This window comes from Thiocystis minor (assembly GCF_016653465.1).
In the GTDB taxonomy this organism is placed as follows: domain Bacteria; phylum Pseudomonadota; class Gammaproteobacteria; order Chromatiales; family Chromatiaceae; genus Chromatium; species Chromatium minus.
Window position 1 is genome coordinate 42,265 of sequence record NZ_NHSQ01000024.1, and the last position, 14,757, is coordinate 57,021.

At 62.7% G+C, this 14,757-nt stretch carries 10 protein-coding genes; 9 read left to right on the forward strand and 1 reads right to left on the reverse strand.

All coding sequences use genetic code 11. The features are described 5' to 3' along the window. Positions 1-109 precede the first annotated feature (109 nt). The 9 genes from CCR95_RS01170 (at position 110) to CCR95_RS01210 (ending at position 14,010) form a co-directional block, all read left to right on the forward strand. Positions 110-3,307: a class I SAM-dependent DNA methyltransferase gene (locus CCR95_RS01170; protein WP_201091144.1), complete on the forward strand. Its 3,198-nt coding sequence runs from the start codon at positions 110-112 to the stop codon at positions 3,305-3,307. A gap of 615 nt (positions 3,308-3,922) precedes the next feature. Next, a complete protein-coding gene (locus CCR95_RS01175) occupies positions 3,923-4,144 on the forward strand; it encodes a DUF2065 domain-containing protein (RefSeq protein ID WP_201091145.1) in 222 nt (73 codons plus the stop codon). A gap of 8 nt (positions 4,145-4,152) precedes the next feature. Then, entirely contained in the window at positions 4,153-5,370 is a 1,218-nt protein-coding gene (locus CCR95_RS01180) for an ATP phosphoribosyltransferase regulatory subunit (protein WP_420825635.1), read from the forward strand. Positions 5,371-5,382: 12 nt separating this feature from the next. After that, positions 5,383-6,678: an adenylosuccinate synthase gene (locus CCR95_RS01185; protein ID WP_201091148.1), complete on the forward strand. Its 1,296-nt coding sequence runs from the start codon at positions 5,383-5,385 to the stop codon at positions 6,676-6,678. Positions 6,679-6,749: 71 nt separating this feature from the next. Next, a complete protein-coding gene (locus CCR95_RS01190; protein ID WP_201091149.1) occupies positions 6,750-7,328 on the forward strand; it encodes a PDC sensor domain-containing protein in 579 nt (192 codons plus the stop codon). Positions 7,329-7,413: 85 nt separating this feature from the next. Continuing rightward, positions 7,414-9,078, forward strand: a complete 1,665-nt coding sequence (locus tag CCR95_RS01195; RefSeq protein WP_201091150.1) for a methyl-accepting chemotaxis protein — start codon at positions 7,414-7,416, stop codon at positions 9,076-9,078. Positions 9,079-9,100: 22 nt separating this feature from the next. Further along, positions 9,101-11,413, forward strand: a complete 2,313-nt coding sequence (locus tag CCR95_RS01200) for a DUF2868 domain-containing protein (protein ID WP_201091151.1) — start codon at positions 9,101-9,103, stop codon at positions 11,411-11,413. Beyond that, a complete protein-coding gene (locus CCR95_RS01205; RefSeq protein ID WP_201091152.1) occupies positions 11,413-12,849 on the forward strand; it encodes a GTPase/DUF3482 domain-containing protein in 1,437 nt (478 codons plus the stop codon). The genes CCR95_RS01200 and CCR95_RS01205 overlap by 1 nt, the downstream gene beginning before the upstream one ends. Positions 12,850-13,026: 177 nt before the next feature. Then, on the forward strand, positions 13,027-14,010 hold the full coding sequence (locus CCR95_RS01210) for a sulfotransferase (RefSeq protein WP_201091153.1): 984 nt from the start codon (positions 13,027-13,029) through the stop codon (positions 14,008-14,010). A 192-nt stretch (positions 14,011-14,202) separates the two neighbouring features. On the opposite strand, the gene CCR95_RS01215 is transcribed toward CCR95_RS01210, so the two are convergent. Next, positions 14,203-14,712, reverse strand: a complete 510-nt coding sequence (locus CCR95_RS01215; RefSeq protein WP_201091155.1) for a SixA phosphatase family protein — start codon at positions 14,710-14,712, stop codon at positions 14,203-14,205. Between the last annotated feature and the right edge of the window lie 45 nt (positions 14,713-14,757).

Here is a 14,757-nt window from a genome sequence, read left to right on the forward strand (position 1 = left end):
AGTGCCAACGCAAGCTGTTCGTGGTGCGGCGCCTTGTTCGCGGCGACGTCTAAGGACTCGCCACGAACGGCTTACCTAATGGCATTGGCCTCGCCACTGGATACGCGCCATGACCCCGGAACAGTTCGTCGCCAAATGGACCGGCGTCACCCTCAAGGAACGCTCGGCGGCCCAGGAACACTTCATCGACCTCTGCCGCCTGCTCGACGAACCCACGCCCGCCGAGGCCGACCCGACGGGTGCTTGGTACTGCTTCGAGAAGGGCGCGAAAAAAGCCGGTGGCGGCGACGGTTGGGCCGATGTCTGGAAACGTGCCTGCTATGGCTGGGAGTACAAAGGGCCGGGCAAGAACCTCCTGGAAGCCTTCAAGCAACTCCAGCTTTACACCCCGGCACTCGAATATCCGCCGCTGCTGATCGTCTCCGATATCGCGCGGATCGTCATCCACACCGCCTTCACCGGCACGGTCCCAGAGATCCACCAGATCAACCTGGAGGATCTGCTCGATTCCGCCCAGCGGCGCCGGCTCAAATGGGCCTTCAGCGATCCCGAGCGGCTGCGCCCCGGTCGCACCACCGCGCACCTGACCGAAGCGGCGGCGGGTCGCTTCGGCGATCTCGCTCAGGTGCTGCGCGAGCGCGGTCATGCTCCGTCCCAGGTCGCCCACTTCAGCCAACAGATCCTGTTCTGTCTGTTCGCCGAGGACATCGACCTGCTGCCCAACAAGCTGTTCAGCAAGCTCCTGGAGTCCGGTCAGAAGCGCCCGGAAAACCTTCCGCAGATGCTGGAAAGTCTTTTCGGCGCCATGGCCACGGGCGGCACGGCAGGCTTCGAGGCGATTGACTGGTTCAACGGCGGACTCTTCGCCTCGCCCGCCGCGCTCCCGCTGGCGCCGGAGGACATCCAACGCCTGCGTGCTCTGGCGGATCTCGACTGGTCGGCCATCGACCCCACGATCTTTGGCACCTTGTTCGAGCGCGGTCTCGACCCCGAAAAGCGCTCCCAACTCGGCGCCCATTACACCGATCCAGGCTCGATCATGCGCCTCGTCGATCCCGTGGTGCTCGATCCCCTGCGCGACGACTGGGCGACCCAACACGCCGCGATCACCGCCCTGATGGCGAAGGCCGGCGCCGCCAAATCCCCCTCGGCCCGCACCAAGGCGGTCAACGCGGCCCACGGCGTCCTGCAAGGCTTTCTCGACCGGCTCGCCCGCTTCCGGGTGCTCGACCCGGCCTGCGGCTCGGGCAACTTCCTGCTGCTCGCCCTGCTGGGTCTCAAGGATCTGGAACACCGCGTCATCCTGGAGGCCGAGATGCTCGGTCTGCCGCGCAGTTTCCCGCGCGTCGGCCCGGAGAACGTGCTGGGACTCGAACTCAACCCCTACGCCGCCGAACTCGCCCGCGTCACGGTCTGGATCGGCGAGATTCAGTGGATGCTGAACCACGGCTTCTCGCTGTCGAAGAACCCCATCCTCAAACCGCTCGACACCATCCGCCAGCAGGATGCCATCGTGAACGCGGACGGGACCGAACCGGAATGGCCCGAGGCCGATGTCATCGTGGGCAACCCGCCGTTTCTGGGCGGGAGCAAGAAACGCGGCGCGCTCGGCGATGCCTATTTTGAGGCGCTGGAGCGGCTCTATGCCGGGCGCGTCCCCGCTGGGGCGGATCTGGTCACCTATTGGTTCGAGAAGGCGCGCGCCCAAATTAAAATGAGGCGAGCGCGGGCGGCGGGACTGGTCGCCACCAATTCGATTCGCGGCGGCGCGAATCGCCGGGTGCTGGAGCGCATTTCGTCGGCTACCATTCAGAATCGGAATCACGGAGAAGCACATGACAACGATCACCTTCGATACGCTGCAACTGGTGGACAGGCTAAAAGCAGCGGGCTTTGCGCAGGAGCAGGCGGAATCCGTGGTGCGAGTCATCAGCGACGCCCAGGAAGAACTGGTCACGAAAACCTATCTGGATCACACCCTGGAAAAGACCCTCGCGCCAATTCGCACCGACCTGACGGTCCTGAAATGGATGATGGGGGTTCTGCTGGCCGGGGTGATGTCGCTCATTCTGAAGGGATTCTTTTAGACGCTCCGCCGCGCATCTTCAACGCCTGGTCGGACGAACCCTGGATCAACGAAGGCGCGGCGGTCCGGGTGTCGCTGGTGTGTTTCGGACACTCGGACGCGCCGCCGATGCTGGATGGGCGGGCGGTGGTGGGGATTTATGCGGATTTGACTGCCTCAACCGGCGAGGCAGGAGCATCAGATCTGACGCAAGCAAGGACGCTTGCGGAGAACAAAGCGGTCGGATTTCAGGGAACCAAGAAGGGAGCCGCGTTCGATATTCCGCTGGATCTGGCTCAATCCTGGATGCAGTGTCCTAATCCGCATGAAAAACCAAACACGGATGTGCTCAAACCATGGATGAATGGCATGGACGTGACTCGTCGCTCGTCGAATACCTGGATCATTGATTTTGGTGTCCAGATGAGCTTGGCAGATGCGTGTCTGTACGAAGAACCCTTCGCGTACATTGAGCAGAAGGTCAAGCCTCAGCGCGAACAAAATCGAAATCCTGCATTGCGCGCAACCTGGTGGCGACACGAAAGGGCCAGAGAGGATATGATGGTCCTGCTCAAGGGCATGCCGCGTTTCATCGTGACGCCTCGCGTTGCCAAACACCGCACTTTTGTTTGGCTGGATTCAAAAATCGTCCCTGACAGTCAGCTCATCGTCATCGCCCGCGCCGACGACACAACCTTCGGCATCCTGCATTCGCGCTTCCATGAACTCTGGTCGCTGCGGATGTGTACCTGGCTCGGGAAAGGCAACGATCCCCGCTACACCCCCACCACCACCTTCGAGACCTTTCCGTTTCCCGAAGGACTGACCCCCGCCGACACCACCGGCGCGACCGAGACGCTGGACAGCGGCGCCGTAATTCCCGCCGTCGCCCCGGAGCATCGATCCCAGGCTCAAGTCATCGCAGAAACCGCCCACCGGCTCAACACCCTGCGCGAAAACTGGCTGAACCCGCCCGAGTGGATCGAGCGCCTCCCCGAGGTCGTCCCCGGCTACCCAGATCGGGTCGTCCCCAAGCCCGAGCATGCCGCCGAGTTGAAGAAACGCACCCTGACCAACCTCTATAACGCCCGCCCCGCCTGGTTGGAGCACGCGCATCAAGCCCTCGATGCCGCTGTTGCCACGAGCTATGGCTGGGAGGAGGACTCGCCCGCGATGCCCGAGGCCGAGATCCTGCGCCGCTTGCTGGCGTTGAACTTGGAACGCTCAAGCAAGGTAGAGTAGGGCCGTAGGATGCGGTGAGCTTGCGAACCGCATCAATCGCGAACGATGCGGTTCGTTCCTCACCGCATCCTACCGAGCTACAGTTGTTCGTCAGTGCGACGGCGGGTTTGTCCAGGCTCACCAGGTTTTCGTCCAGCCAGCGACTGTGCTGTTGCCGAATGTCTTGCCGCTCGACCGCGTACACTTTTTGCAGGACATGGACCACTTCGCACGCGGCCTTGATGGGCAATGTCACCGCCTATCGTTCAAGAATCTCAGCGGCCTTGGGCGAGAGTTCCGGGTGGTCGTCCAAGACGTAGCGCAACACGACGTTGGCATCAACGAGGCTCATGTTTGTCGCTCGCGGCCAGCGGCCAGCGGTCAGGTGTCGGGCTCCTGGGCGATCAAATCGGGCGAGGGTCTGTCATCGGGCACCGAGCGCAGCGAGTGCGATCAAGGAACCCCAGACAGAGTCAGGCGATGCCGCGTCTGGCTCAATTTCCCAACTCGGCTGTTTGTGCCTCACCGCGTCCGAGAAAAAACCGTCTTAGTCATAAAGACATTTTCCGAGGTTGGACAAACGCCGGGCTGTCTGAAAAGATAACGCCCTTTGGGCGCACTGACTCCTGGCGAGACATGGCGTTCGTCAATCCAACGCTCGGGACTCATTCGTTCGTGCATGACATTCTCGTCGCTTTAGCGCTCCTGCTGGTCATCGAAGGCATCTGGCCTTTTCTGAATCCAGCCAGCTTCCGGCGCGCGCTGGCCATGATCGCCGCGGAGGGCGAGCGGCCGTTGCGCATCTCCGGCCTCATAAGCATGCTCGCGGGTCTCGGGCTCCTGTATCTGGTGAATTGATGACTGCGATGAACGAAGAACGCTGGCTGTTGCCCGCCGGCATCGAAGAGGTGCTGCCGCCCCAGGCGCGGATCATGGAATCCCTGCGGCGCGAGTTGCTGGATCTCTACGCGAGTTGGGGTTACGAACTCGTGATTCCGCCGTTCATCGATTATCTGGAGTCGCTGCTGACCGGGACCGGGCAGGATCTCGATCTTCAGACCTTCAAGCTGACCGATCAGCTCACCGGACGTCTGCTCGGGGTGCGCGCGGACATGACCCCACAGGTCGCGCGCATGGATGCCCATCATCTGCGCCGCGACGCGCCAACCCGTCTCTGCTATCTGGGCACGGTGCTGCACACCCGCGCCGACGGCTTCGGGGGCACCCGCAGTCCGCTCCAGATCGGCGCCGAGATCTACGGTCACGCCGGGATCGAGAGCGATACCGAAATCCTGCGGCTCATCCTGCTGACCCTGCGCGCGGCCGGGATCGCCGAAAGCTATCTCGATCTCGGTCATGTGGGCATCTTTCGCGGTTTGGCGCGTCAGGCTGGACTGGATGCGATCCAGGAGCACGCGCTCTTCGAAGCGCTTCAGCGCAAGGCAGTTCCGGAGATCGAGTCGCTGATCGGCGACTTCGGGGTGACTGGCGCCCCGGCGCGAATGCTGATCGCGCTGGCCGAACTCAACGGCAGCGATGCCTTGACGCGGGCCGATACCTTGCTGAGCGACGCCGACCGCCCAGTGCGCGAGGCGGTGGACTATCTGCGTCGGCTCGCCGACGAACTGAACCGCTGGCATCCGGAGGTTTCGGTCCACTACGATCTGGCCGAACTGCGCGGCTACCATTATAAAACCGGGGCCGTGTTCGCCGCCTTCGTTCCCGGCTGGGGGCTGGAGGTTGCGCGGGGCGGACGCTATGACGATATCGGTCGGGTGTTCGGGCGGGCGCGTCCGGCGGTCGGCTTCAGCACCGACCTGAAAAGTCTCCTGCAACACGGGCAGGGACTCGAACAGCGCTATCGGGCGACCGATCCGGTCTATGCGCCCTGGTCTGCGGATCCGGCCCTGCGCGAGACCGTGGAGCGGTTGCGCGCGTCCGGCGAGCGCGTGATCAACGCCTTGCCGGGGCTGCCACAGGATCCGCGCCAGCTCGGCTGTCAGCGGATGCTCGCGCAGCGCGATGGCCGTTGGGAATTGCAAACGCTCGGCAAAGTTGATTCACCGTCGTTCGATAACCAGTAGGAAGCGTGATAGATGGGCAATAACGTCGTAATCATTGGCGCCCAATGGGGCGATGAGGGCAAGGGCAAGGTCGTTGACCTGCTCACCGATCGGGCCGCCGCGGTGGTGCGCTTTCAGGGCGGTCACAATGCCGGACATACCCTGGTCATCGATGGTGTCAAGACCGTCCTGCATCTGGTGCCTTCCGGGGTGCTGCGCGCGGGCGTGCGTTGTCTGATCGGCAACGGCGTGGTGCTCTCGCCCCAGGCGCTGTTCGACGAAATCGGCATGCTGGAGAAATCCGGCGTACCGGCGCGCGAGAGGATCGGTATCAGCGCGGCCTGTCCGCTCATCCTGCCCTATCACATCGCGCTCGACCATGCCCGCGAAGTCGCGCGCGGGGCCAAGGCGATCGGCACCACCGGGCGCGGCATCGGTCCGGCCTACGAGGACAAAACCTCGCGGCGCGGCATCCGGCTGGGCGAATTGCTCGACGCCGAGCATTTCAAGGAGCGCCTGCGCGAAGTGCTCGACTACCATAATTTCGCGCTCGAACACTATTTCAAGACCGATCGAGTCGATTACGCCGCCGTGCTCGACGAGGCGCTGGCCCATGCCGACGCACTGCGTCCCTTGATTGTGGACGTGCCCGGACTCTTGCACGAACTGCGCGCGCAGGGTCGGGATGTCCTGTTCGAGGGCGCCCAGGGTGCGCTGCTCGACATCGATCACGGCACCTATCCCTATGTCACCTCTTCCACCACCACGGCGGGCGGGGCGGCGAGCGGCAGCGGGGTCGGACCGCGCGATCTCGATTATGTGTTGGGGATCGTCAAAGCCTATACGACGCGCGTGGGCGCCGGGCCCTTCCCGACCGAACTCTTCGATGCCGCTGGCGAGCACATGGGCCGGCGGGGCAACGAATTCGGCGCGACCACCGGACGCAAGCGTCGCTGCGGTTGGCTTGACATGGTGGCGCTCAAACGGTCTTTCGCCATCAACAGCGCCACCGGCATTTGCATGACCAAGCTCGATGTCCTCGATGGACTGGAGACGGTGAAAATCTGTACCAGTTATGTCATGGATGGCGAGGAACTTGCCGCGCCGCCGGTTGGAGCGGATGCCTTCGCGCGTTGTGAGCCGCGGTATCTGGAATGCCCCGGTTGGTCCGAATCGACCTTTGGCGTGACCTCGCTCGACGATTTGCCGGCGAATGCGCGCGCCTATCTGGAGACCATCGAGCGGTTGAGCGGTCTGCCGATCGACATTATTTCGACCGGTCCCGACCGGGTCGAGACCCTGATCCGGCGGCATCCGTTCGACGTTTGAACCGCACGGACGATCGGCCGCGATGCGATCATGCGGGTGTTGAGTTCCCACTGACATGATGGAGGTATCCGATGTCCTACCGAAAGCTGTGTGTTGCGTTGACGCTCGCCACCGGACTGTGCGCGACTCTTCCGACGCTTGCCGCCGATGGGGATCTGCCTGAAGCCGTGAATCAGATCCTCCCGATGCTGCAGGAATGGGGATCCAATCCGATCCTGGTCGAGGCCGTGCGGGAGCAGAATGCGCTCGCCCGACCGCTGGACGAGATCAAGCGGCTCGACGCGGAGTGGATGGCCGCCAGCGGCGTGACGCCCTTCATGGAAGGCATGATGAACAATGCCCCCGCGCAGGAGCTGAAACGACTGGAGCAGACCAAGCCCTATTTTCTCGAACTCTTTCTGATGGACGGGCAGGGCGCCAACGTGGCCATGACCAACAAGACCTCGGATTACTGGCAGGGCGATGAAGAAAAATTCACTCACTCATGCAAGGACGGCCAAGGCACCGTGCATATCAGCGAGGTGAAGTTCGACGAGAGCGCCCAGGTCTATCTGGTGCAGGTCTCGGTGCCGGTGCTGGATGGGGAGAGCGCGATTGGCGCCATGACCATCGGCATTGATCTCGACCGGCTGGGGGAGTTGGAGCCGTAGCAATGTGTCGGTCGCGGGGCAAGGAGTCCGGGCGAACAGCAGGTTCACGCACGAATTCGAGTACGTCATCAGGAGCGACCGGCGAATGAAATGGTTTCAGAATCTTGCGTTTCGCTACAAATTGGTCCTTCCGCTGGGATTGATCGCGCTGCTGTTCATCCTGTTCGCCTGGGGCACGCTGCGCCGGGTAGACACGCTCGGCGAGGAAGTCGCCAGCCTGGCGCGGGTCAACATGCCGGTAGCCGCCTTGCTGCTGCAGGCCGACCGCGACCTCTATCAGGCATTGGTGGCGGAACGCACCCTGATCTTCATGAACGTCGGATCGCCGGACTATGCCGGGATGGCGGCGCAGCACGCCGAGAATCTCACGCAAGCGCACGAGCGAATGGATCGCGCGGCCGCGATCATCGCGGCCAGCCATCTGGGATCCATCCCTGCCGTTTCCGAAAAAATCAAAACTTTCGGAGAATTGCGCCAAGCCTGGGAGGATCTGAGCAACCGGGTGGTGCGCGAGCGTGGCTTGGATACCAGGGCTGGACGTTCGACCGCGATCGATCTCACGCTGCGCGAAGCGCGCGAGGCTTTCGAGCGGATGCGGACGATCCTGGACCAGCTCGAAGAGGTCGTCACGGATTTCTCCGAGCAAGCCGCCGGGCGTACCGAGTCGGCGGTGTCGGCCAGTCGGCTGCAAACGCTGGTCCTGCTAGCGATTGGCATGGGGTTCCTGGCGCTGATGGCGTTGGGACTGCCGCCGCTGATCATTGGACCCCTACGGCGTATCCTGCATCGTGTGCAAGATCTCGCCGAGGGCGAGGGCGATCTGACGGCGCGGTTGAACGAGGACACGCGCGACGAGGTTGGCGAATTGGCGAAGAGTTTCAACCGTCTGCTCGCCAAGCTGCATCGGTTGGTCGCGCAGGCCGCGACCTCGGCGAAGCAGGTCGATGACGCCTCCGAGAACTTGGCGTCGGTCGCGACCAAGAGCGACGAGGCCTTGCTGGAGCAGTCGACCCAGATTCAGATGGTTGCCACAGCCATGCACGAGATGGCGGCCACGGTGAACGAGGTCGCGCTCAATACCATGCGCGCCGCCGAGAGCGCACGCACCGCCGATGTCGGCGTCCGCTCCGGGGCCAAGGTGGTGGGCGAGGCGTCGGTGGCGATCGGACAGCTCGCCGAGGTGGTTTCCAGGGCCGCCGAGGCGATCGCCGCGCTGGAGTCCGAGACCAAGCGGATCGGCGCCGTGCTGGAGGTCATCAAGGGCATCGCCGAGCAGACCAGCCTGCTCGCCTTGAACGCGGCCATCGAGGCGGCGCGCGCGGGCGAGCGCGGGCGAGGCTTCGCCGTGGTCGCGGCCGAGGTCCGTAATCTCGCCTCGCGCACCCAGCAGTCGACGGGCGAGATCGAGTCCATGATCGCCTCCCTGCAAGCGAGTGCCCGAAATGTGGTCGGCGTCATGCAGGCGGGACGCGGCATGGTCGACGAGACCTTGCAAAAAGCCTCCCAGGCCAGCCAATCGCTGGAGGAGATCACCCGCGCGGTCACTACCATCAACGCGATGAATGACCAGATCGCGAGCGCCGCCGAGGAACAGACGGCGGTGACCGAGGAAATCAACGGCAACACACTCAGTATCCAGCGTTTGGCCGAGCATGCGGTGGCGGCGAATCGTCAGACCGCGATCGCGCGCGGCGAGTTGGTCTCGCTCGCCCAGTCGTTGAATGCTGGTCTGTCGCAATTCAAGGTGTGACCCGACGCAGGAATCACTGGCTATGGATCCCCGACACGAACGCACCAACCCCACTCCGGCCGAGGATCCGCCTCTCGGAGATGAAACATGGACCGTCGCCGACATCATCGACTTCGAATATTACCTCGATGCCGATGAAGGGAAACTGCGCGAGCAGCCTGCCTCGCGCAAGGATCTCGCCGCGCGCGACCGTGCGATCTATCTCGACCGAATCGAGCAAGAGATCACGCCAGCCCAACCGCATACGCCAGCGCACCGCCGGACGAGTCTGCGTCGCTGGCTGACCGAGCGACGCTCCGACGAGGATCCGAGCATTCGTCCGCTCCTGCCCGGCAATGCCTTTGCCGCGGCGCAGCGTCTGGGGACATTCGCCTTGGCCGCGTGCGGGTTTCTGCTTGGGATCGGAGTTGCCTCCGCCCTGCTGAATTACGACGGTCACCGCCCGATCAGCGTCCCCTCCTTTGTCTTTCTGCTGGTGGTGGTGCAATTCCTCTTCGTGCTTGCCGCCGTGTGGGCCTGGATCTCGCGCGCCGTCCGGCGCGCTGGAGGCGGGGGGCGGGATGCCTGGCTGCTGACCCAGGTCATGCGTCCGCTGCTGACCCGCGCGGCGAGCTGGTTACAGCAGCAGCGGCTGAACCAGTCCACCACGGAGATCCGCGAACGCGCGCTCGCGACGCAGGGACTGATGAAATCGCACTACGCCATCTATGGGCCGGTGTCCTACTTTCCGCTGCTGATCCCGGCGCAGGTGTTCGGGGTGGCATTCAATCTTGGCGTCATTCTCACCACGATCTTTCTGGAATGGTTCACCGACCTGGCCTTCGGTTGGGGCACCTCGCTGATTGCCCATCCGCAGACCATTTATGACATCACCCGCGCCATCGCCTTGCCATGGAGCTGGCTGTTCGGCGAGGGCGCCGGCTATCCGACGCTCGATCAGATCGCGGGTTCGCGCGTTTATCTGGAGCAATGGGCCGCCGCCACGCCCTCGTTTCAGCCCGATCCGGAGCATCTGCGGTCCTGGCGCTGGTTCCTGGTGCTGGCGGTCCTGACCTATGGCCTGCTGCCGCGACTGATCCTGCTCGGTCTTTCGGTGTTGTTCCAGCGTCTGGCGCTTGCCCGGCTGCCTTTCACGCATGGTCGCATCCAGGCGCTCTATGCGCGGATGCTGACGCCGATTCTGGACACGAGCGCGACCGTGATGGAGAAAGGGCCGGAGATGCCGATTCCCGCGCCGCTTGCGCCACGCGGTCCGCGCTCGGGATTGGTTGGACCGCTGGTCGCAGACCAGCCGGTGAGCCTTGCGCGGCCCTGGCGCGAAAAGTCTGCGCCGACGTTGCGAAAACCCGCGGTCAAGCCCGTGCCACCGGTTCCTTTGCTGCGTCCGGACCAAGCGGCAGCGGCACCTGCTACGCCGCAGGAGACCGAGGTTGAGGTCAAACCAGGAATCGAACCGCTGGAGTCGGCTTCACAGCTTGTCCAGCCGCGTTTTGGAGAGGCGAAGACGTCGGATGAGGTCGAGACCGCGACATCGTTGAGAGCCGCGCCGCCCAGTCCACCAGAGAATGAGCAGGAAATCGAGCAGGCGCCTGAAAGCAAGCCTGAGCTTGAAGCGCTGGAGCCGGAGCGGAAACCCGAGCCTGAGCCGGAAACTAAGATCGAGTCGGAGTCGGAGTCGGAGTCGGAGCCGGAACCTGAGATCGAGCCAGAACTTGAGCCGGAGCGGGAGCCCGAGGCGGAACCCGAGCCTGAGCCTGAGCCTGAGCCGGAACCTGAGATCGAGCCAGAACTTGAGCCGGAGCGGGAGCCCGAGCCGGAACCCGAGCCCGAGCCGGAACCCGAGCTGCACCCGCCGGCGACCGAGGGCGCGACCCGCTTCGCCCCGGACGCCTGCCTGTTACTGGTGCATGTGGACGTGGACGATGTCCTGGAAGCGGAAGATCGCCCACGTCTCGAACAACTGCTGACCCAACTGACCGGTTGGCGGGTGTCGGCCTACGCGACCTTCGGCGCCGGCAGCGCCATGACCGCGCGGGCGCTGGATCTTCTGGAGCATGGCGACTGGCAGGCCCCGCCGCCACGCATCGCCGTGGTCCAGGACGGTTCGCAGCCGCCGATCACCGAGAATCTGCTGTTCCTGCGCGAATTGCGCGCCGCTGCCGGTACCCAGGCCCAAATGCTTCTGGCCCTGGTGGGCGATCCAGAGGATGACGATCGCCTGCCGCCACTGCGCGCGTTCGACTTCACCGATTGGCAGCGCAAGATCGACCAGATGGCCGATCCCTATCTGCGCCTGGAGATGCTGGCAACCCCCAGCGAGGATGGAGACGTCTGATGGTCGCGAAGATCCCCCGGCTGGCAATCATGGGACACCCGAACGCCGGGAAGTCCTCGGTGGTCGCGACCCTGACCGAAAACGATCAGGTCGCCATCGATAAGCGAGCTGGCACCACGACCGAATCGGATGTCTACCCCGTCGTCATTGATGGCCGCACGGTGATCGAGTTCATCGATACCCCAGGGTTTCAGAACCCGAACGCGATTCTGGAGTGGTTTCAGGCCAACGAGGGCAAGCGGGATCTGGCTCGCGCCTTCGTCGCCGCCCACCGCGCGAACCCGCTCTTTTCGCACGATTGCGCCCTGCTGGAGCCAGTCGCCGAGGGCGCAGGCATCATTCTGGTGGTCGACGGTTCAAAGCGGATCAAGGAAAAGGATCGGGTCGAGATCGAACTGCTGCGTCTCACCGCCCGTCCGCGCATGGCGATTCTCAATAATCTGACCAGGCAGGATCGCTACATGAGTCAGTGGCAGGACGCACTGAGCAAGGCGTTCAACTCGGTGCGCGAGTTTAACGCTCATCGCGCGACCTATGCCGAGCGGATCAAGCTGTTGAATGCATTGAAAAGCATCGACCAGCGCTGGGAGCATCTGGTCGAGGATGCCATCGACGCCTTTACGCGGGATTGGGAGCGGCGCACCGATCAGGCCGCCGCCAGCATTCTGGATCTGCTCAAGGACTCACTGTCCTACAAGGTGTCAAAGACGGTCAAGGACAGCAAGCTCATCTTCAAGAGCGGTCGGGATCGGGTCAAGGCCGAGATCATGGCCGAGTTTGAGGATGGGTTGCGACGGCTGGAGATTGCCGCCCAGGAGCAGATCCGCGCGCATTTTCGACACAACGTCTGGAATGTCTCGTCCGATTCCGTGCTTGGACGGGATCTGCTTTCCGACGAGGTCGGGCAGGCGCTCGGTCTGTCGCGGCGTCAGCTTGCGCTGGTCGGCATGGCCGCCGGCGCGGCCTCCGGGGTGACCATCGATCTCGCCACCGCTGGTCATTCGTTGGGAACTGGTGCCTTGATCGGGGCTGCGACCGGTGGCGTGCTTGGCATGGTCGGCGGCAAGGCACTGGCGAAGTTCGATATCGAGCGCGCGCCCGGCACCCACCGTTTTACCATCGGTCCGGTTTCCAATCCGCGCTTTCCCTTCGTGCTGTTTGACCGTGTCATGCTCTATAGCGCACGGGCGATGAACTGGGCGCATGGCCGTCAGGCCGCCGAGGAAGAGGCACCCGACAAGGTGCCCGATAAGGCGATACGTCGGCAGGGTTTCAGCGAGGAACTCTCTGGCCAGCAGCAACGTGAACTCGCGCGCTTCTTCAACTCCGCCCGACGGGGTAGAGAACCGGAGCGAGAAGAGGAATGCAGGGCAATTGTCAAAAGTCTCTTGCGGGGCGTTTCAATGAGCGAGATCGATAGCCGTAGCAATCTCTGATCTGGACCAGAGCCGGTGCGCCGAGCGACTTTTGCCAGCAACATGACTGTCAAATTTGACGCTAGCCTGGTCTCGCGCGCGGCGGTTATCGGCTGTGATCGGAGCGGTCAATCGGGTGATCTGATGTCCGGCCTATTCAATGACCAAACTCGTCCATGACTTTCTGGAGTGCGCAGAGTGAAACCATACGATGGCCCGCTGTTTCTGATAGGGATGCCAAGATCTGGAACGAAGCTGCTGCGGCGATTGCTCAAGCAGCACCCGCGCATCTGTATTCCGGTCGCGGAAACCGAGTTTTTCCCATGGCTGGTCGTGAATATCGACAGCTATGGCGATTTGTCCATCCGCGATCATTTCTTGCGGTTCTATAAGGCAGTCGTCCGTTTTCCGTATTTCACCTACGCGCGCGCGGAAGGCACGCTCGTTTCACCCGAACGCTGGTACGCCGCCTGCCGCGGCTTCGACGCGGCAGGCGTTTTCGAGGCACTGATCCGCGAGGAGCAACAGGTCGCGGTCGGCTCCGATATCATTTGGGGAGATAAATCACCGTCCTACATGACGGCGATACCGCTGCTCCACGAGCATTTCCCGAATGCCAGATTCATTCATATCATCAGGGATGCACGGGATTACTGCCTGTCCATGCGCGATGCCTGGGGCAAGCATATGAAACGGGCCGCGCAACGGTGGACTGATTCCGTTCGACGTGCCAGGGACGATGGTCGGCGTATTCCGGGCCAGTATCTTGAGATCCGTTACGAAGATCTTCTACGTGACACGGAGACTGTGTTACGGACTGTCTCTGATTTCCTGGAAATCGATTTCCGGGAGACCATGCTGACCTTGCAGAAGGCTCCCGAGAATCTGGGTAACGCGAGTGGCCAATCAATCATCATTAAAGATAATTTCGGGAAATTCATGACCCACATGGATGTCCGTACACGAAGACAGATCGAGAGTATTGCCGGCACCATGCTGGTCGAATGCGGCTATCAATTGTCGTTGCCTCCTCAAGCGATTCGCAGGATGTCGAAGCGCGAGCTGCTGGCCGCGCAGCTGCAGGACGGTTGGAATCGTCTGTTATTCGAGCGGAAACGACGCGATTTTGGCCGGGCCCTATCGTTTGTATTGCGATACTTCCAGATCACCCGTGGCCGTTAGCATCGTGGCCGTCGCGCACCGGGGATGACCGTATGACTCATTCTTCCTCGCTGTCAATCTCAAACGCATGGCCGTGCTGCGTCTGCAATCAGGAAAACACCAAGAAATACAGCGCTTATTGCCAAAATCTCGCCATTTTTCGCCCCTAAGGGTGCTCACAAGGCGACTCTCCACGTTAAGTCCGACAGGCTGCTAGAGCATCCGCGGGCGCGTGATCGAGACCAGTTGCGCGCTGCCCGCCGCGAGTGCTCGCCAGTCGTCCGGCATTTCCAGCCGGGCGACGGTCGCGGTCGGCAGCAGCTTGCCATCTTCGGGAAGGTCCAGATCCTCGCCGACTAAATGCCTGACCAACTCTTCCAGTCCGGGGTTATGCCCGACGATCAGGACGGTGGCGGCGGTGGCGGGACAGCGTTCGAGCACATCGAGCAGTTCCGGGACGCCCGCGTCATAGATCCCGGCTTCCAGGACGATCTTCTTTTTTTTGTAATCCAACCGCTTGCAGACGATCTCGGCGGTTTGGCGGGCGCGCTCGGCGGGCGAGCAAACGACATGATCCGGCACCAGTCCCTCGCGGTAAAGCCAGGCGCCAACCTTGGGTGCATCGTGTTTGCCGCGCTTGGCGAGCGGACGCCGAAAATCGGCGGTATCGCCCGCGCTCCAATCCGACTTGGCGTGACGGAGGATCAGGAGTTCTCGTGACATATGAAAAAAGGGGTCGACGTACTTCAAAACGAAGATAACAACCTG

What these genes read in the sequence shown, in the direction of transcription:
- CCR95_RS01180 (WP_420825635.1), top strand. Translation starts at nt 4,153, where the DNA reads ATGAACGAAGAACGCTGGCTGTTGCCCGCCGGCATCGAAGAGGTGCTG.
- CCR95_RS01190 (WP_201091149.1), top strand. Translation starts at nt 6,750, where the DNA reads ATGTCCTACCGAAAGCTGTGTGTTGCGTTGACGCTCGCCACCGGACTG.
- CCR95_RS01215 (WP_201091155.1), bottom strand. Translation starts at nt 14,712, where the DNA reads ATGTCACGAGAACTCCTGATCCTCCGTCACGCCAAGTCGGATTGGAGC.
- CCR95_RS01185 (WP_201091148.1), top strand. Translation starts at nt 5,383, where the DNA reads ATGGGCAATAACGTCGTAATCATTGGCGCCCAATGGGGCGATGAGGGC.
- CCR95_RS01175 (WP_201091145.1), top strand. Translation starts at nt 3,923, where the DNA reads ATGGCGTTCGTCAATCCAACGCTCGGGACTCATTCGTTCGTGCATGAC.
- CCR95_RS01170 (WP_201091144.1), top strand. Translation starts at nt 110, where the DNA reads ATGACCCCGGAACAGTTCGTCGCCAAATGGACCGGCGTCACCCTCAAG.
- CCR95_RS01200 (WP_201091151.1), top strand. Translation starts at nt 9,101, where the DNA reads ATGGATCCCCGACACGAACGCACCAACCCCACTCCGGCCGAGGATCCG.
- CCR95_RS01205 (WP_201091152.1), top strand. Translation starts at nt 11,413, where the DNA reads ATGGTCGCGAAGATCCCCCGGCTGGCAATCATGGGACACCCGAACGCC.
- CCR95_RS01195 (WP_201091150.1), top strand. Translation starts at nt 7,414, where the DNA reads ATGAAATGGTTTCAGAATCTTGCGTTTCGCTACAAATTGGTCCTTCCG.